The sequence below is a fragment of the Saccharopolyspora antibiotica genome (assembly GCF_047200635.1).
GTDB lineage: Bacteria > Actinomycetota > Actinomycetes > Mycobacteriales > Pseudonocardiaceae > Saccharopolyspora_C.
On sequence record NZ_JBJZOI010000011.1, the window covers coordinates 66,952 to 87,011 of the forward strand.

General features: G+C 76.9%; 3 protein-coding genes (1 of these 3 running past the window's edge). All 3 read left to right on the plus strand.

Annotation, left to right across the window (positions count from 1 at the left end; all coding sequences use genetic code 11):
- Tightly spaced (each overlapping or abutting the next), the 3 genes in view from ACL03H_RS11230 to ACL03H_RS11240 form a layout consistent with a single transcriptional unit that may run on beyond the window.
- The gene (locus ACL03H_RS11230) at positions 1–5,958 is read left to right on the plus strand and encodes a Pnap_2097 family protein (protein ID WP_412811102.1); all 5,958 of its coding nucleotides are present in this window, start codon (positions 1–3) and stop codon (positions 5,956–5,958) included.
- On the plus strand, positions 5,955–19,253 hold the full coding sequence (locus ACL03H_RS11235) for an SDR family NAD(P)-dependent oxidoreductase (protein ID WP_412811103.1): 13,299 nt from the start codon (positions 5,955–5,957) through the stop codon (positions 19,251–19,253). The genes ACL03H_RS11230 and ACL03H_RS11235 overlap by 4 nt, the downstream gene beginning before the upstream one ends.
- Positions 19,250–20,060, plus strand: partial view of an amino acid adenylation domain-containing protein gene (locus ACL03H_RS11240; RefSeq protein ID WP_412811104.1) — the 5' end (the start) only. 3,794 nt of this gene lie beyond the right edge of the window; the window shows 811 of its 4,605 coding nt (coding positions 1–811); its start codon is at positions 19,250–19,252; its stop codon lies beyond the right edge, outside the window. The genes ACL03H_RS11235 and ACL03H_RS11240 overlap by 4 nt, the downstream gene beginning before the upstream one ends.

Genomic DNA, 20,060 nt, shown 5'->3' on the forward strand with positions numbered 1-20,060 from the left:
ATGGGCAGGCAGCTGCGCCTGGCGCTGCCGCAGCTGGCGGCGGGTGGGCTTTCGGAGAACTGGTTCCTCAAGGACGCGGGTGATCTGCACTGGGAGCTGCTGGGCGCGCTGCACGGGCTGCCGGTGACCGGTCTGACCGATGAGGACGGTGAGCGGCTGCTGCCCGCCTTCGTGCGCGTGCGGCTGAGCGCGCCGGACTCGCTGAGCTGCTTCGCCGAGGGCGATGAGGCCGAGCTGAGTGGGCGCATCGCGCGGCTGGACGCGCACAGCTTCGCCGGGGACGTGCGGCTGACCGCGGGGGATCGGCACGTGCGGGCGCGGCTGCTGTCGGTGTTCGTGCGCCGTTCCGCGGGCAACGTGCTGGCTCCCGGGGTGCCGGTGCAGCAGCCGGTCGCCGCGGCCGGGGAGCCCTCCGCCGAGCAGCGGGAGCTGCACCGGGAGTTCCGGGAGGCGGCGCCGGGGGGTGCGGGGCGGGGTGCGGCGCTGCACACCCGCGTGCACCGGCTGAACCCGTACGTGGACGTCAACGGTGCGGGGTTGCTGTACTTCGCCTCCTACCCGCACGTCGCCGACCGCTGCGAGCGCGAGCACCTGCACGGTCTGCTGGGGTCCGGGGAGGCGGACTGGGCGGTGGAGGCGGCGACCGTCGAGCGGGACGTGGTCTACCTGGGCAACTGCGGGATCGGCGACGCGGTGCGGGTGCGGTTGGAGTCGTGCCGGTTCGAGGCGGGGTTGCGGGTGCGGACGCGCTGCACGCTGCTGCGCGAGGGCGATGGTGAGGTGATCGCGCGGGTCGAGGCGGTCAAGCAGGTCCGGGCGGGCAGCGCGTTCGCGGTGCTGTGGGGGCAGCGGGTGGCGGCGCCGGTGCGGCGGGTGGTTCGGGAGCCGGTGGCGCGGGAGCTGACCGGGCGGGTGCTGCCACTGCTGGCCGAGGTGCTCGGCGTGCCGGAGGCGGAGGTCGCTGCCGGGGAGGATCTGCGGGAGCTGGGTCTGGACAGCTTCGCCCTGACGACGTTCGCGGCGGAGGCCGGGGCGCGGCTGGGCGTCCCGGTGGATCCGAGCGCGTTGTTCCAGGCGCGCACCGCGGCCGAGATCGCCCGGGTGCTGGGTGGTGGGGAGCCGGTGCGGGCGGTGGTGCGGTCGCGGCCGCGTTCGTCCGGGCGGATCGCGGTGGTGGGCATGGCGGGCCGGTTTCCCGGTGCCGAGACCCCGGCGCGGTTGTGGGAGCTGCTGGAGGGCGGCGGGGAGGCGGTGCGGGACGTGCCCGCCGACCGGTGGGATCCCGCCGAGCACCCCGGGGCGCCCGCGCGGGCGGGCCTGCTGTCGGACGTGCGGCGGTTCGACCACGCCTTCTTCCGGGTCTCGCCGCGCGAGGCGGAGCTGATGGACCCGCAGCAGCGGCTGTTCCTGGAGACCGCTTGGGAGACGTTCGAGGACGCCGGCCAGGACGTGCACGCGCTCGCGGGCAGCTCGACGGGCGTGTACGTCGGGGTGTGCCACAGCGATTACGCGGCGCTGCTGGCCGGGCGGGTGGGGGAGGAACCGCACGCGGCGGTGGCGACCTCGCCGTCGATCATCCCGAACCGGGTGTCGCACAGCTTCGGGCTGCGCGGCCCGAGCGTCGCGGTGGACACGCTGTGCTCCTCGTCGTTGGTCGCGCTCGCCGACGCGGTCGCGGCGTTGCGCGCGGGCGCCTGCGAGCAGGCGCTGGTCGGCGGGGTGAACGTGCTGTGCGATCCGGCGCGGCACGTGGCCTACGCGCGGACGGGGGCGTTGAGCCCGCGCGGGCGGTGCCTCGCGTTCGACGAGGACGCCGACGGGTACGTGCGCGGGGAGGGCGTGTGCGCGGTGCTGCTCAAGCCGCTGGAGCGGGCGCTGGCCGACGGTGATCACGTGCACGCGGTGGTGCGGGCGGCGGTGACCAACCACGGGGGGCGGTCCCGGTCGTTGACGGCGCCGAACGCGCAGGCGCAGGCGGATCTGCTGGTGGCGGCCTACGAGCAGGCGGAGGTCGATCCGGTGACGGTCGGCTATCTCGAAGCGCACGGCACCGGCACGCGGTTGGGCGACCCGATCGAGATGCGGGGGGCCAGGGAGGCGTTCGAGCGGTTGCACGCCGGGTGGGGGCGGTCCGGTCCGGTGGAGCCGCACTGCGCGGTGGGGTCGGTGAAGCCGGTGATCGGTCATCTGGAGGCCGCCGCCGGGCTGGCCGGGGTGGTCAAGGTGGTGCTGGCGATGCGGCACGGCGTGCTGCCGGGGACGCGGTCGGTGCGGCGGTTGAACCCGTTGATCCGGTTGGCGGGTTCTCCGCTGCGGGTGGGGGTCGAGCGGGCCGGGTGGCCGCGTCCGCGGGCCGCCGACGGGACCGAGCTGCCCCGGCGGGCGGGGGTCAGCTCGTTCGGGATGGGTGGCAGCAACGCGCACGTGGTGCTGGAGGAGCCGCCGGCGGTCGAGGACGGGCCGGAGGCCGCCGAGGGCGGGCGGGTGCTGGTGCCGCTGTCGGCGCGCACCCCGGAGGAGTTGGGCGAGGTCGCCCGGGAGCTGCTGGGCGTGCTGGAGCGCGCGGATCGACCGGGGCTGGGGCCGGTGGCGCACACCTTGCGGTGCGGCCGGGCGCCGCTGCCGGTGAGGGCCGTGTTCGAGGTGTCCGCGGTGGAGGAGCTGGTGCGGGCGTTGCGGGAGTTCGACCCGGGGTCGCCGCCGGAACCGCCGCCGGGCCCGGGGGCCGAGTGGATGTCCGGGTCCGATGTGGACTGGGAGCCGGTGCCGGGCGGGCGGGTGGTGCCGCTGCCCACCTACCCGTTCCGCCGCACCCAGCACTGGGTCGGGGAGCCGGAGCCGGTGGCGCCGCCGCCCGCGGCGAGCGCGCCCGCGCTGCTCGGGTGGGAGTGGGTGCCCGCCCCCGCGGCGGCGGACCAGCCGCTGACCGGTGCGTGCCTGGTGCTGGTCCCCGGTGGCCGGGAGCTGCCCGCGGATCTGCTCGGGCCGGGGTTGCGGGCGGTCCCCGTGGTCGTCGAGGACGGTGCCGCGCCCGCGCTGCCGACGGTCGAGTCACCCGTCACGGCCCTGGTCGACCTGCTGGACTGGCCCGCCGCCGCGCCCGGCGGGACGGCGGCGGCGCGGATCGCGCTGCTGACGGAGGTGCTGGCCGCCCACCGGCGGACCGTGCGGGCCTGCCTGCACGTCAGCGGTTCCTCCCGGGGCGAGGTCGCCGGCTGCTACCGGGCGCTGTCGGCGGAGTTCACCGCGGTGCGCGCCCGCACGATCCAGGTCGAGGGCGCGGCGGGGGATCTCGCCGGCGTGGTGCGCGCGGAGCTGGCCACCGCCGACAGGCAGACCGAGGTGCGCTACCGGGGTGGTGTGCGGCTGGGACCGAGGGCGCTGCCGGTGTCGGCCGATCCGGCCGCTCCCTCGGCGCTGGACCAGCTCGCCGACGGCGCGGTGGTGATCACCGGCGGGACCGGGGGCATCGGGCTGCTGCTGGCGGCCGACCTGGTCCGGCGCGGCGTGCGGCGGCTGGTGCTGATCGGCCGCCGCCGGCTGCCCCCTCGGGCCCGTTGGGCGGCGCTGTCGGCGGCGGAGGACACCGATCCGGACCTGCGGCGGAAGCTGACCGGGCTGCTCGATCTGATCGCGGCCGGGGCGTCGGTGACCGTGCGCACCCACGACCTGTCCGACGTCGCCTCGCTGCGCAAGCTGCTGGGCGGGGTGCGCTCGGCGGCGGGCGGGATCTCCGGGGTGTTCCACTGCGCCGGGGCGCTGGAGGCGCCGCGTTCGCTGCTGGCCCGGCCGGTGCCGGAGCGCGAGCGGATCATCGCGGCCAAGGCGGGCGGGCTGCGGGTGCTGTGGGCGGCGCTGGGGTCGCGGCCGCCGCGGCTGCTGGTGCTGTTCTCCTCGATCGCCGCGGCGCTGCCCCGGCTCGGTGCCGGGCACGCGGACTACGCGGCGGCGAACCTGGTGCTCGACGACTTCGCCGAGGCGCAGGCGGACCATCCCGGGTGCGCGGTGCGCTCGTTGCAGTGGCCGCTGTGGCGGGACGTCGGGATGGGCCGCGAGCACGGCAGCGCGGGCGCGGAGCTGGGCGTCCCGGACCTCACCGCGCGCGACGCGCTGGACCTGCTGGATGCTGCGCTGCGCGTCGACGGGCACCCGGTGCTGCTGCCCTGCCTGCCCGATCCGGCCCGGTTGCGCGTCGCGGAGCTGCGGCTGGGCCCCGAGGCGCCGGTGCGGACCCCGGCACCACCTGACCCGGTGGTGGCGGCGGGGGCCGTGCTGCCGGAGTGGTTGCGGCGGGTGGTGGCCCGCACGGTGCGCGTCGAGGAGGCCGAGCTGGGCGCGGAGGTGTCGTTCACCGACCTCGGCCTGGACTCGCTGCTGCTGGCCGAGCTGGTCGCCGCGCTGGAGGACGAGCTCGGGGTGCCGGTCGACCCGGGGCTGCCGCAGGAGCACCCGGTGCTCGGGGAGTTCGCCGCGGCCCTGGGTGAACGGTTGCCGGGGCGGGTGCGGCCCGCGCCCGGCCCGGCTGCGGCGGGGACCGCGGGGGAGGGGCCGGTGCCGATCGCGGTGATCGGGATGGCCTGCCGGTTCCCCGGTTCCGCCGATCCCGAGCGGTTCTGGCGCAACCTCGTCGACGGCCGGGACCTGGTGGGCGAGGTGCCCGCCGACCGGTGGGACGTCGGCGAGCTCTACTGCCCGGAGGGCTCGGCGGGGCGCAGCATCAGCAAGTGGGGCGGGTTCCTCACCGACGCCGCGGACTTCGACCCCGGCTTCTTCGGTTTCGACGAGGAGGCCGCGCGCCAGCTGGACCCGCTGGTGCGCAAGACCCTGGAGGTCGGCGTGGAATGCGCGCGCGACGCCGGATATCCCGACGAGCAGCTGCGCGGCCGCGCCGTCGGGGTGTTCGTCGGCTCCCGCGTCGGCAACTACCACGAGTACCTGCGCCCGCTGGGGCGCGAGGCGATCACCGGGATGAACCAGAACTTCATCGCCGCGCACCTGTCCCACCACCTCGACCTGACCGGGCCGAACATGGTCGTCGACAGTGCCTGCTCGTCCTCCCTGGTCGCGGTGCACCTGGCGGCGCAGAGCCTGGCGCTGGGCGAATCGGAGCTGGCGCTGGCCGGCGGGGTGGACCTGCTGCTGGACGCGGAGCCCTACCTGGTGCTGAGCGCGGGCGGGGCGCTGTCGCCGACGGGTCGCTGCCGCACCTTCGACGCCTCGGCCGACGGTTTCGTGCCGGGTGAGGGCGCGGGCATGGTGCTGCTGAAGCGGCTGGACGCCGCCGAGCGCGACGGCGACCGGATCCTCGCGGTGATCGAGGCCTCGGGGGTGAACAACGACGGGCGCACGATGGGCCGCACCACCCCGAACGGCAAGGCGCAGCGGGCGCTGATCGCCGACGTGCTGCGGCGGGGGCGGATCGACCCGCGCACCATCGGCTACGTCGAGGCCCACGGCACCGGCACCATGATCGGTGATCCGATCGAGTTGCAGGCCCTGACCGCGGTGTTCCGCGAGCACACCGCCGACCGCGGGTTCTGCGGGATCGGCAGCGCCAAGTCGAACACCGGGCACCTGCTCAGCGCGGCCGGGATCGCCGGGCTGATCAAGGCGGTGCAGTGCCTGCGTTACCGGACGCTGCCGCCCACGCTGCACTGCGAGCGGCCGAACCCGCGGTTCGCGTTCGACCGGTCGCCGTTCTTCCCGGTGACCGGGGTGCGGCCGTGGGAGAACGATTCGGGGCCGGGCCGGGCCGCGGTGAGCGCGTTCGGCTTCGGCGGCACCAACGCGCACCTGGTGCTGCGCGCCGCGCCGGAGGTGGAGGGCGCCCGGGTGCCGCTGCCCGCCCCCGAGTACCGGCGTCGCCGGTTCTGGTGGTGCCCGCAGCAACCGCAGGGGGCCGCGCCGCGTTCGGCGCGGCTGGACCTGCGCTTCCCGGGAGCGGGTGAGGCGTGGTGAGCTCGGAGGAGATCATGGGGACGCGGCCGATCAGCTGCACGGTGACCCTGGCCGCGGACAACCCGCTGGTGGACGACCACCGGGTGCACGGGCAGCGCACCCTGCCCGGGGTGACCTTCCTGGACCTGGTGCACCGGGTGCTGCTGGAGCGCGGTGGTTCGCTGCGGGGCACCGAGCTGCGCGACGTGCTGTTCGTGGAGCCCGCGGTGACCGACGGCTCGTTCGACCGCGAGGTGCGGATCGAGCTGGCACCGGAGGGCTCCGGGTACCGGGTCGCGGCCCGCAGCAGGCGCGCGGGAGGTGACGGCTCCCAGGAGTGGACCGAGCACCTGCGGGCGCGGTTGCGCCGCGACGCGCCCGAGGCGGACGACGTCCCGGAGCCGCCGGTGGTGGGCGCGCCCGTCGGGGCCGAGCGGGTCTACGAGCTCGGCCGCGCCGCCGACATCGAGCACCGCGCTTTCATGACCTGCCGCGGGCAGCTGCGCGCGGCAGGCGACCGGGTCTCGGCCGAGCTCGCGCTGGGGCCGGAGGCGGCGGCCGGGGCGGGGGACTTCCTGCTGCACCCGGCGCTGCTGGACGGCGCGACCATGCAGGCCTACGCGCTCGCGTTCGCCGACGACGACGCGCCGCGGCGGCCCCTGATCCCGCTGCACGTGGAGTCGTTCCGGGTGTTCGGTCCGCTCGGCGACCGCTGCCGGGTCGAGCTGCGGGCCAGGCCCGCCCGCGGGGACGACGTGTTCCGCGCCGACATCGCGCTGCGCGACCCGGAGGGGGAGCTGGTGGCCAGGTTCACCGGGTTGTCGTTGAAGCGGGTCCGTTCCAGCGCCTCGATCACCCGGCTCGCCGACGGCACCCCGGCCCCGGCCCGGCCCGCGACCGAGATCGCCGACACCGGGGTTGCCGGGGTGCCCGCTGACACCGCGGCGCCGGAGCGGGCCGCGGTGCGGGAGGTGGTGCTCGCCGCGGCCCGCGAGGTCAGCGGCGACCCCGGCGCCGAGATCGACCCGGCCAGCGGTTTCTACGAATCGGGGCTGGAATCCGCGCAGCTGCTGGCGCTCGTGCGCGCGCTGGAGGCGGAGCTGGGCGTCGAGCTGTACCCGACGCTGCTGTTCGAGTACCCGACCCCGGACGAGGTGACCGACCACCTGCTGACCGTGCTGGCCGAATCCGCTCCGCGGGCCCCGGCCGGGGCAGCGGCGGAAACCGGGCGCGCCGAGACGGCCGTGCTGACCGGCTCGTGGCACCCGGCCCCGCTGCCGCACGACCGGCCGTGGCCGGGCCCGCTGCTGCTGGTGGGCGCCGGGGACGACGTCGACGAGCTCGCCGCGCGGCTGCCCGGCCGGGCAGCGATCACCGCCCGCGCGGGCACCGGGTTCCGCCAGCTCACCGACCGGGACTACGAGGTCCGGGCGGACTCCGCCGCCGACCTGAGCCGGGTGCTGGCCGCCCTCGCCGACCAGGAGCTGATGCCGCGCGGCGTGGTGCACCTCGGGCCGCTGCGGACCGGTGCGGTCGCGGAGGACGTCGAGCGCTGCTGCGCGGAGGTCCTCGCCCTGACCCAGGCGCTGCTCGGCGCACCGCAGGGCCCGGACCGCGCCCTGCACCTGTCCGCGCCGCTGCTCGCGGCCACGGTGGCGGGGCTGGCGCGGACGGCGGCGCTGGAGCAGCGCCGGGTCGCGATCACCGCGGTCGAGTGCGAGCGGCTGCCCGCGACCGGGGCGCTGCTGGCGGAGCTCGCCGACCGCGGCGAGACGTGGGTGCGCCTGGAGGGCCAGCAGCGCTACGAGCGCCGCTACCGCCCGGCCGAACCCACCCCGCTGGCCCCCCGCGACGGCGGGGTCTACCTGATCAGCGGCGGGGCGGGCGGCATCGGCCGCGCGGTCGCCGCCGAGCTGGCCGCCGCCGGGGCCCGGGTGGTGCTGTTCGGCCGCGGCGAACCCGACCAGCGGGCGCGGGCGGAGCTGGCCGCCTCCGGCGCGCGCGTGCACCTCGCGCGCGGGGACGTGACCGACCGGGAGGACGTGCGGCGGGTCGTGGCCGAGGCCAGGCACCGCTTCGGGCCGATCAACGGTGTCGTGCACGCCGCCGGGGTGCTGCGCGACGGGCTGCTGCCCACCACGACCGCCGAGGACCTGCGGGCGGTGCTGGCCCCGAAGGTCGGCGGCGCGGTGCTGCTGGAGGAGGAGACCCGCCACGAGCCGCGGGACTTCTTCGCGCTGATGTCCTCGGTGACCGGGGTCGCGGGCAACGCGGGCCAGGCCGGGTACGCGGCCGCGAACGCCTTCGCCGACGCCTTCGCCCGCGCCAGGGGACTGGTCTCGATCGCCTGGCCGCTGTGGGCCTCGGCGGGGATGCGGACCGACGAGCGGACCGAGCGGCTGTTCCGCTCGCAGGGGCAGGTGCCGCTGCCGACCCGCGACGGCCTCGACGTCGTCGGCCGGGTGCTCGGGACCACCGGCGCGGAACTCGTGGTGCTGCACGGGGATCCGGAGCGGGCGGCCGCCTCGTTGCGGCTGCGCGCGCCCGGACCGCGGCCACCGGCGACCACCGGCGACCGCGAGGACGTCACCGGCCGCGAGGACATCGCGATCATCGGGCTGGCCGGGCGCTACCCGGGGGCCGAGGACCTGGCGGAGTTCTGGTCGAACCTGCTGGCCGGGCGTGATTGCGTCACCGAGATCCCGCCACAGCGCTGGGACCTGGAGGGCTTCTACGACGCCGACCGCGCGCCCGGGCGCTCCCGGAGCCGCTGGGGCGGATTCCTGTCCGATGTGGACAAGTTCGATCCGGGGTTCTTCCGGATCACGCCTCGGGAAGCCGCGGGGATGGATCCGCAGGAGCGGGTGTTCCTGGAAGTCGCCTGGCACGCCCTGGAAGACGCCGGGGTGACCCGCGCGGACCTCGGCGGGCGCGAGGTCGGCGTGTTCGCCGGGGTGATGTTCAACCAGTACCAGCTGCTGGGGCTCGACGACCCCGCGCGGTTGCCGGTGCTGCCCACGTCGTTCTCGGCGGCGGTGGCCAACCGGGTCTCGCACTTCCTGGACCTGCGCGGACCCAGCATCGGGCTGGACACCATGTGCTCGTCCTCGCTGACCGCGATCCACCTGGCCTGCCGGAGCCTGCGCGCGGGCGACTGCGACGTGGCGCTGGCCGGTGGGGTGAACATCGCCGCGCACCCCTACAAGTACCTGCACCTGAGCCAGGTCGGGTTCGTCTCCGGCGACGGCCGCTGCCGCAGCTTCGGCGCGGGTGGCGACGGCTACGTGCCCGGCGAGGGCGCCGGTGCGGTGCTGCTCAAGCCGCTGAACCGCGCGCTGGCCGACGGCGACCGGGTGCACGCGGTGATCCGCGGCAGCGGGCTGGGCCACGGCGGGCGCGCCAGCGGGTTCTACGTCCCCCGCCCCGGCGCCCAGGCCGAGGTGGTGCGGCGGGCGTGGCGGGAAGCCGACCTGCCACCGGAGGCCGCCGACTACCTGGAAGCCCACGGCACGGGCACCGCGCTCGGTGACCCGGTGGAGCTCGACGCGCTGCGCAGCGCGTTCGGTGCGACCGAGCCGGGCCGGTTCCCGATCGGATCGGTGAAGTCCTCCATCGGGCACCTGGAATCCGCCGCGGGCATCGCCGGGCTCACCAAGGTGCTGCTGCAACTGCGGCACCGGACGCTGGTCCCCTCGCTGCACGCCGACCCGCCGAACCCGGAGATCGACTGGCAGTCCTCCCCGTTCCGGGTGCAGCGGCAGGTGCAGCCGTGGCGGGCGCGCGGGAACCGGCCGCTGCGGGCCGGGGTGAGCGCTTTCGGCGCGGGCGGGAGCAACGCCCACCTGGTCGTCGAGGAAGCCCCCGCGACACCCGCCCCTGCCGCCGAGGAGGAACCCGGGGCGCAGCTCGTGCTGCTGTCGGCGCGCGGTGCGCAGAACCTGCGGGTGCTCGCCGAGCGCTACGCCGACCTGGTCGAAACCCCCGCCACCGCCGGCACCGGTGCGGCCGGTCCGGCGGAACCGCTCGCGGATCTCCTCGGGCCCGAGCGCGCGCGGCTCGATCCGGCCACGACCCTCGACGAACTGGGGCTGGACGCCGCCGAGCTGCGCGCGCTGGACGCGCGGATGCCCGCGGCGGGCCCGCGCGTGGACGTCGGCAGCACCCTCGGCGAGCTGGCCGCGGCACTCGCCCCGGCGACACCGGGAGCACCGGCCGTGGCGCTCGCCGACCTCGCCCGCACCACCCAGCTCGGCCGCGAAGCGATGCCCGAACGGCTCGCCGTCATCGCCAGCTCGACCGCTCAGCTGCGCGAGTCGCTGCGCGCGTTCCTCGCCGGGAACCCGGACGAGCGGACCTTCCGGGGGACCGTGCGGCCGGGTTCGTCGGCGGTCCCGGACGTGCCCGCCGACGCGGAGCTCGACGCGCTCGCCGACCTGTGGGTGCGCGGCGCGGCCCCGGACTGGCGACGGCTGCACCCCGCCGGCGCGCGACGCCGGATCGCGCTGCCGCTGTACCCGTTCACCCGGACCCGCTGCTGGGTGGAGGCCGAACCCAACACCGGCGAACCCGGCACCGGCGAACCCGGGGACGTGCCCGCCGGGGCGCTGCCGCTGCACGTGCCGGACTGGGAACCCGAACCCGCACCCGCCGCGCCCGCACCCGGGGGCACCGCGCTGATCGTGTGCACCGCGGCCGCGATGCCCATCGCCCGCGAACTGGCGGCCCGGCACCCCGAGGGCGCGGTGATCGCCGAGCTCGGCGCGGCCACGCGCCGCATCGCCGCCGGTCACTGGGAACTGGACCGGCACGACCCCGGCGCGCCGCGCGAGGTGGCCGCGGACTGCCCAGCCCCGGGCACGCTCTACTTCCTCACGGGCCTGGCCGCGCCCGAACCGGACGCGACCGAGGCGCAGCGCGTGCGGGTCGCCGAGACCACCGGGGTGCTGGCGCTGCACCGGTTCGTGCGCCACTACGGCGACCTGCCCGGCCTGGTGTGCCGCATCGCCACCGCCGGGATGTGGCCGGTGGCCGGCGGACGCGCCACCAACCCGTACCCGGCGGGCCTGGCCGGGTACGCCCGGGGTCTGGAGAGCGAGCGCTCCGGGTGGGCGGCCCCGGTGCTCGACCTCGATCCCGGCGCAGCCCCCGCCGACGCGGTCCGCGAGCTGCTCCGCGAACCGGCCGCGCGCGGGGTCCGGGCCGCCCTGCGCGGCGGCGTCCGCCACCGCCAGGTGCTGCGCGAGGTGACCCCCGACGCGCCGGGAGGCGAGCCGATCCGCCTCGGTGGGGTGCACGTCCTCGTCGGCGGTGCCGGTGGCATCGGTCTCGACCTGGCGGAGCGCCTGCTCCGCGAAGGTGGGAAGGTCGCGCTGCTGGGCCGCGGCGAGCTCGACCCGGCCCGCCAGCGGCACCTGGACCGCCTGGCCGGCCGCGACCGGTTGCGCTACCTGCGCGCCGACGCCGCCGACCCCGACCAGCTGCGGCGAGCGCTGGACGAGGTGATCGCCGAGTGGGGCGCGCTGACCGGCGTGGTGCACGCCGCGGCCGCGCGCCACGAGCACCTGGTGCGCAACCTCGACGAGCACGCGCTGCGGTCGGGCCTGGTGGCGAAGTCCGCCGTGGCCGCGGCCCTGGTCGACGCGCTGCGGGACCGGCCGGTGGAGCACCTGCTGCTGTTCTCCTCGGCGCAGTCGCTGCTCGGCGACCCCGGCCTGGCCGGGTACGCCGCCGGATCGGCCTTCCTCGACGCCTACGCCGCCGTCCTCGACGGGGCGCTGCCGTTCCGCGTCCGCGCCGTGGCCTGGGGGTTGTGGGAGCAGGTCGGTTCGGTCGCCGGAGCAGGCGACCAGGCACGCCTGGCCGCGGCGGGCTTCCGCCCGCTGACCCCGTCGCAGGGCTGGCGCACCGTGCGGCGCAGCCTGCGCGGCGCGGAACCCGTGCTGGTCGCGGTACCCGGCACCGCGGCCCTGCTGGAACGCCTCGGCGCGCCGTCCGGGCGCGGCGCCCCGGACCGGCGGGACGTGCTCGGCGACTTCCGGGAGCTCGACGCCGCGATGACCGAGGCCGCCCTGGACCGGGTGCTGCGGGTGCTCGACGAGCTGGGCGCGTGGCGGGACGGGCCGGCCACCGCCTCCGAGGTCGTCGACCGCACCGGCACCACCGGCCGCTACGCGCGTCTCGTGCACGTCCTGCTCGACCGGTTGACCGGCAGCGGCCGCCTCACCGAGCGGGACGGCCGGTGCTCGCCCGACCCGGCCGCGCTCGCCGCCGCCCGCCGCACCGACCACGCCGCCGCGTTCGCCGAACTCGCCGAGCGGCACCCGGGCGGGGCGGTGTTCGTGCGGCTGCTGGCGCACTGCCTGGAGCGGTACCCGGAGCTGCTGCGCGGTGAGCTGCTGGCCACCGACCTGCTGTTCCCCGGCTCGGGAACGTCGCTGATGGCCGCGGTGTACAAGGGAAACCCGGTCAGCGACCTCTACAACGACCTGCTCGCCGACCGCGCGGTGGAGCACGTCCGCCAGCTGCTCGCGAGCCGGGGCGGGCCGGTGCGGGTGCTGGAGGTGGGTTCCGGCACCGGAGGCACCTCCGAGGGGCTGCTGCGGGCGCTGCACCCGGACGCCGAGAACGTGGAGTACTGGTACACGGACCTGTCGGCGGCGTTCCTGGAGCACGGCAAGCGCGAGTACGGCGCCCGGCACCCGTTCTGCCGGTTCCGCCGCTTCGACCTGGACACCGATCCGGCCGCGCAGGGCTTCCCCGCTGACCGCTTCGACCTGGTGGTGGGGGCCAACGTCCTGCACGCCACCAGCGACCTGCGGCGCGCGCTGCGGCACCTGCGGGCGGTGCTGCGGCCCGGCGGGCTGCTGCTGCTCAACGAGCTCACCACCGCCACCACCCAGGCGACCGCGGTCTACGGGCTGTTCGACGGCTGGTGGGCGCACGACGACGCGCGGCTGCGGCTGCCCGGCTCCCCGCTGCTGGACCTGCCGCGCTGGACCTCGGTGCTCGGCGAGCTCGGCTACCGCGCGATCACCGGCGTCCCGGCGGGCGGGGACGGGTTCCAGCACGTCATCGCCGCCGACGCGGGCAAGTCCGCCACCGGCCCCGAACCCGAGCCGGCCCGGACACCGGCCGAGGGGGGCACCCGCCCGGCCGGGTTCACCGCGCGCGTGCTCGACCTGGTCTCCGACGCCTCGGCGATCCCCGTGGCGGAGCTGGAGCTGGAGCGCCCGCTCGGCGAGTACGGCTTCGACTCGGTCAGCTACGGGATGCTCGCGGCCAAGCTGAACGAGCGACTCGGCCGCGACATCACCCCGGCGCTGTTCTACGAGACGTCCACGCTGCGGGAGCTGGTCGACCGGCTCGCCGCCGACCACCCACCCGAAGCGACGCCCGAACCAGCGCGCGAGGCGGTCCGCGAGGTGCTGCCCGAACCGGAGACGACGCGGGCGGACGGGGCGCCGGCCATCATCGGGCTCGCGGGAACCCTGCCCGGCAGCGCCGACCTGGAGCAGTTCTGGCAGCACCTGCTCACCGGCGCCGACCTCGTCGGCGAAGTCCCCGCCGACCGGTGGGACTGGCGCGCCCAACCTGCCGGGGTGCACGCCCGCTGGGGCGGGTTCATCGACGGGATCGACCTGTTCGACCCGCTGTTCTTCGGGATCTCCCCGGCCGAGGCCGCCGCGATGGACCCCCAGCAGCGGCTCGTGCTGCACGCCGTGTGGTCGGCGCTGGAGGACGCGGGCATCGCGCCCGGGGACCTGGCCGGCAGCGACACCGGGGTGTTCATCGGCGCGGGCTCGCACGACTACGAGCGGCTGCGGCGCGACGCCGGTGTCCCGGCCGGGCCGCACGGCGCGACCTCCGACACCCACTCGATCCTGGTCAACCGCGTCTCCTACCTGCTGGACCTGCACGGGCCGAGCGAGCCGGTCAACACCGGGTGCTCCAGCTCCCTGGTCGCCCTGCACCGCGCCGCCGAGGCCATCCGGGCCGGGGAGTGCGAGATCGCGGTGGCCGGAGGGGTGAACCTGCTGCTGTCCCCCGAGGACCACGCGCTGCTCAGCGAGGCCGGGATGCTCAGCCCCACCGGCCGGTGCCGGTCGTTCGACTCGGCCGCCGACGGGTTCGTCCGCGGTGAGGGCATCGGCGTCGTGGTCCTCACCTCCCGCCGCCGCGCCGAGGAGCACGGGCACCCGGTGCGCGGCTGGCTGCTCGGCAGCGCCGTCAACCACGGCGGGCGGGCCCGCTCCCTGACCGCGCCGAACCCGGTGGCCCAGGCCGACCTGATCGTGCGGGCGCACCGCCGCGCGGGCGTCGACCCGGCGACCGTCGGCTACGTCGAGACCCACGGCACCGGCACCGAGCTCGGCGACCCGGTCGAGATCAACGGGCTCCTGCGGGCCTTCCGCGAGCTGCGCGGCGGCGAGTGGTCCGGGCCGCCGCACTGCGGTCTCGGCGCGGTCAAGGCCAACATCGGGCACCTCGAATCCGCCGCCGGGATCGCGGGCGTGCTCAAGGTGCTGCTGGCGATGCGGGACGCGACGCTGCCGCCGCTGGCGCACCTGACCGAGCGCAACCCGCACCTGCGCCTGGACGGCGGCCCGTTCTTCCTGGTGGACCGGGCGCGGCCGTGGCCGGGTGACGGGCCGCGCCGCGCCGGGGTGAGCTCCTTCGGCTACGGCGGGGTGAACGCGCACGTCGTGCTGGAGGGCGCCCCACCGCCACCACCCGCCCCCGCGACGGCCACCCCGCGCGCGTTCCCGCTGTCCGCGCACACCCCGGAAGCGCTGGCGCGCCGCGCCGCCGACCTGCACCACCACCTCGCCACCCACCCGGACCTGGCGCTCGCGGACGTGGCGCACACCTTGCAGGTGGGCCGGGACGCCATGGCGCACCGCCTGGTCGTCGTCGCGGCGGACCGGGAGCGGCTGGTCGCCGCGCTGCGCGCCGCGGAGGAGGGCACCGGGCACGACGGTCTGATCCGGCCCGGGGAGACCGCCCCCGCCGGGTCCGCGCCGCACGACGATCCCCGGGCGCCGCTGCGGGAATGGGTGGCGGGCGGCGAGATCGACTGGGCGGTGCGCGGCGACCGCGGCAGGCTGGTACCGCTGCCCACCTACCCGTTCGCCCGACGCCGGTGCTGGTTCACCGCGGACGAGAACGCCCCCGAGCGGGGTGGCGCACCGGCCGCCGAGTCCACTTCGGACGGGGACGCCGATCCCCGGCCCGGCACCTACGTCCCCTCCTGGGCGCCGTGCCCGCCCCCGCGCCGCGAGCCGGGTGGGGGAGTGCTCTGGCTCGTCGCCGAGGCAGGCGCCGAGGCCCTGGCCGAGGCCGTGACCGCCACCCGAGGAACGGACCTCGTCGTTCGGCTGCGCCCCGAGGAGCTGCACGAGGACCGCCTGGCGGAACTGCCCGCACCGGCCGAAGTGCACGTCCTGCCCGCGCTCACCGGCAGCGGGGGACTCGCCGGGCTGCTGGCCGGGCGCGAGGCCACCGGGACGCACGCCCTGTTCCGCCTGGTCCAGCACCTGGCCCGGCGCCCGGCGCCCGGCGAGCTGCGGCTGGTCCTGGGCACCGCCGACGCGACCACCGCCGGACCGGTGCTCGATCCGTGGGCCGCCGCCGCGCGGGGACTGCTGAAGTCCGTGCGCCGCGAGTGCGAGGGCTGGCGGGTGACCTCGGTCGACTTCGCCGCGGCCGACGTGCGGGCCGACCCCACCGGCACCGCGCGGGACCTGCTGTCGCTGGAGGCGGGCGAGTTCGCCCGCCGCGGCGGGCGGTGGTGGCGGCCCGAGCTGCGCCCGGCGCACCCGGGCGGGAGCGGGCCGTGGCGCCCCGGCGGGTGCTACCTGATCGTCGGCGGCACCGGGGACCTCGGTCTCGATCTGGCCGAGCACCTGGTGGGCAACCACGGCGCCCGCGTCGGGCTCGTCAGCCGCTCGGCGCCCGGTGGCGCGCAGCGGGCGCGGATCGCCGCGTTCGACCCGGCCGGGGACCACGTGCTGCACGTGGCCGCCGACGCCACCGACCCGGCGGCGCTGCGCGGCGCGGTCGCCGAGGTGACCGCGCGCCTCGGCGACCTGCACGGCGCGGTGCACGCGGCCAACGACCTGCGGGACGGGGCGCTGGCCTCGCTCGACGAAGCGGCGCTGCGGGCCGGGCTGGCGAAGGCCCGCGCCACCGCCGTGCTCGCCGACGCCGTCGCCGGGCTGCGGCTGGACTTCCTGCTGCTGTGCTCGTCGGTGCAGTCGTTCCTCGGCAACCCCGGCCAAGCCCCGTACGCGGCGGCGTCGGCCTGCCAGGACGCCTTGGCGCACGCGGTGGCCGCGGAGCTCGGCTTCCCGGTGCACGTCGTGAACTGGGGCGCCTGGGCCGGTTCCGAGCTGGCCGTGCGGCACGCGCGGCGGCTGCGCAGCGCCGGGGTGCGCCCCCTCTCCCCGGCGGGCGGATTCGCCGCCCTGGAAACCCTGATCGGACAGCGGGAGGTTCAGGTGGCAGTGGTGTCCGGCGAGTCCGGGTTCCTGGCCGAGCTGGGCGTGCGGGACGACCGCCCAGGCGGGGAGGCGGCCCCGGAGTGGCTGCCGGCGTTCCGGGCGGAGCTGCACGAACTGGTCCGCGCCGTCGCCGGAGCGGGAGCGGCCGAACTGACCCCGGCGACCGAGCTGCGGCTGTTCGGCTTCGACTCGATCACCTACACCACGCTGAGCAACCGGGTGCGCGAGATCTACGACCTCGACGTGACACCCGCGTCGTTCTTCGGCGCGGCCACCTCGGGCGAGCTGGCCGACAAGCTCGCCCGCGACCACGGCGCCGACCTCGCCCGGCACCACGCGGCGGGCGCCCCGGCCGAACCGGAACCGGCCCGCCCGGCACCCGAGCACCCGGGACCCCAGCGCCCGGGGCCCGAGCGCGCGCCCGCCGCCGCCGAGCCCCGCGATGCCGACCGCGGCGAGGTCGCCGTGGTGGGCATGGCGGGGATGCTGCCCGGCTGCACCGGCCTCGACGAGTTCTGGGCGCGCCTGCTCGCCGGGGACGACCTGGTCACCGAGGTGCCCGCCGACCGGTGGGACTGGCGGCGCCTGCACGGGGAACCGGCACCGGGCGAGTTCCGCACCACCGCCCGGTGGGGCGGTTTCCTGCCGCGCGTCGACCTGTTCGACCCGCTGTTCTTCGGGATCTCCCCGGCCGAGGCCGCCGCGATGGACCCCCAGCACCGGCTCGTGCTGCAAGCGGCGTGGAGCGCGGTCGAGGACGCCGCGATCCGGCCCTCCGCGCTGGCCGGGACCGACACCGGGGTGTTCCTCGGCTGCGGCACCTACGACTACTTCGAGGTGCAGCACGCCTTCGAGACCCCACCGGACGGCTACCAGACCGTGGGGCGCGCGCACGCGATGCTGGCCAACCGCGTCTCCTACCTGCTGGACCTGCGCGGGCCCAGTGAAACCATCGACACCGCCTGCTCCTCGTCGCTGGTGGCGCTGCACCGGGCCGCCGAAGCGATCCGGCTCGGCGACTGCGAGCTGGCCTTCGCCGGCGGGGTCAACGTGCTGGCCTCCCCGACGCTGTTCGTGGACATGAGCCAGGCCGACATGCTCAGCCCGCACGGCAGGTGCCGGACCTTCGACGCCTCCGCCGACGGCATCGCCCGCGCCGAAGGGGTCGGCGTCGTCCTGCTCAAGAGGCTGTCGGCGGCGCTCGCCGACGGCGACGTGATCCACGGCGTGCTGCGCGGCAGCGCCGTCAACCACGGAGGCCGGACCAACTCGCTGACCGCGCCCAACCCGGACGCGCAGGCCGCGTGCATCGTGCGCGCGCACCGCCGGGCCGGCACCGACCCCCGCCGGGTCAGCTACGTCGAGACCCACGGCACCGGCACCGAGCTCGGCGACCCGGTCGAGATCAACGGCCTGCGCTCCGCCTTCGACCAGCTCTACCGGGACCAGGAGGCGGCCGTGGGCGAACCGCACGTGGCCCTGGGCGCGGTCAAGAGCAGCACCGGTCACCTCGAAGCGGGCGCCGGGATCACCGGGCTGCTCAAGGTGCTGCTGGCGATGCGCCACGACGCGCTGCCCGGCAACCTGCACATCGAACGGGTCAACCCGCACATCAAGCTCGACGGCAGCCCGCTGCGGATCCTCCGCGACGCCGAGCCCTGGCCCCGCCCCGACGGCGGGGAGCGGATCGCCGGGGTCAGCTCGTTCGGGCTCGGCGGGGTCAACGCGCACGTGGTCGTCTCGGACGCCCCCGCGCGGCCCCCGGCCCCCGCGCCGGACGGGCCGGAGCTGTTCGTGCTCTCGGCGAAGGACCCCGAGCGGCTGCGCGCCTACGTCGAGCGGATCGTGCGGTGGCTCGGTTCCGGTGCCGCCGACGGGACCGGTCTGCCCGCGCTGTGCCGCACCGCGCAGGCCGGGCGGGACCCGATGCCCGCCCGGCTGGCCGTGGTCGCCGCCGACCTGCCCGGACTGCGCCACGACCTGACCGAGTGGCTCGCCGGGCGCGACGCGCCCGCCGTGCGCACCGGGCAGGTGCGCCGGCCCGGTGACCCCACCGCCGAGCTGCTCGACGGACCGGAGGGCGCCGCCTACCTGCGCGCCCTGGCCGCGGCGCGCAGGCTCGACAAGCTCGCCGTGCTCTGGACGGGCGGGATCGACCTGGACTGGGAGCTGCTGCGGCCCGCTGGAGCGCCGAGCCGGGTGCCGATGCCGACCTACCCGTTCGCCGAGGAGAGCTACTGGATCACCCCCGGCGAACGGTTCCGCTCCACCGGCGCGCCCCGGCAACCCGAACCCGAACCGGAACCGGAACCAGCACCGGCGCCCGCCCCCGAAGCCGAGCCCGAACCGGCGCCCGCGGTCCCCGCGCGGTCACCGGGGCAGGCCGACCGGGTGCGGGAGCGGATCACCGCGCTGCTCGCCGGGCACCTCGGCATGGACCCCGCGCGGCTGCGGCCGGACCGGGCCGTGGCCGAGTACGGGGTGGACTCGCTGGGGCTGCGGCGGCTGAGCAGGCGGCTGTCGGCCGAGCTGGAGATCGACATCCCGGCGCGGCTGCTGACCACCGGCCGCACGATCAGCGCCATCACCGCTGACCTCCTCGACCGGATCGACGCCCCACCGGCCCCGGCGGCCCCACCGGCCCCGGCGGCCCCACCGGCCCCGGCGGTCACCGCGCCACCAGACCCCGAGCCCGCGACCGCCCCGGACGCGGCCGTCGAGTCCGACCGGATCGCGCCGCTGCTGGCGGACCTGCGCGCCGGACGCCGCACCGTGGCCGAGGCCGTCACCGAGCTGCGCGGGGGAGGGCTCCGATGACCGCCCAGCTGCACGAGGTGCTCGCCGCCGTGGCCGACGGCCGGATCAGCGACGACGTGGCCGAGCCGCTGCTGCGCGCCCGCGCCGGGCACGCCACCCCGGCGCGGACGGGGGAACCCGAGGGCGAGCCCTATCCGCTCAGCCGGGGCCAGGCGGCGCTGTGGGCGATCCACCAGCGCGACCCCGCGACCACCAGCTACAACCTGCCGCTGGGCCTGTGGCTCGCCGCCGACGCGCGGCTGGACCTGCTGGAGCGGGCGCTGGCCGCGGTGGTGCGCGGACGACCCGGACTGCGGATCTCGGTGAGCGACGGCGACGGCGGACCCCGGCAGCGCGTCCTCGACCGCGGACTGGAGGTGGAGCGGATCGACTGGTCGCACCTGACCGACCGCGAGTTCACCGACCGGGTGCGGCAACGGGTCGAGGTGCCCTTCGACCTGGAGCACGACCCGCTGTACCGGGCCGCGCTGCTCGCCGCACCCGGCGGGAAGCAGCTGCTGCTGCTGGTGTTCCACCACCTGATCACCGACGGAATCTCCAGCCACCTGCTGCTGCGCGACATCACGAGCGGTTACGCGGCGCTGGTGGCCGGAGCGGAACCCGTGCTGCGGCCACCGGCGGCGGAGTACCGCGACTTCGTCCGCTGGCAGCGGGAGGCGCTGACCGGCCCCGGGTTCCAGCGGCACCGGGAGCACTGGCGCGACCGGCTGGCCGGTTGCTCCAGCACCCCCGTGCTCGACGCGCTGACCGACCGGGCCCGCGCGGGCGACGACGCCCGCGGGCGGGGCGACCTGGTGCAGCTGCGGA

Excerpts from the sequence above, each read along its gene's own strand:
- ACL03H_RS11230 (WP_412811102.1), top strand. The coding sequence starts at position 1 with ATGGGCAGGCAGCTGCGCCTGGCGCTGCCGCAGCTGGCGGCGGGTGGG.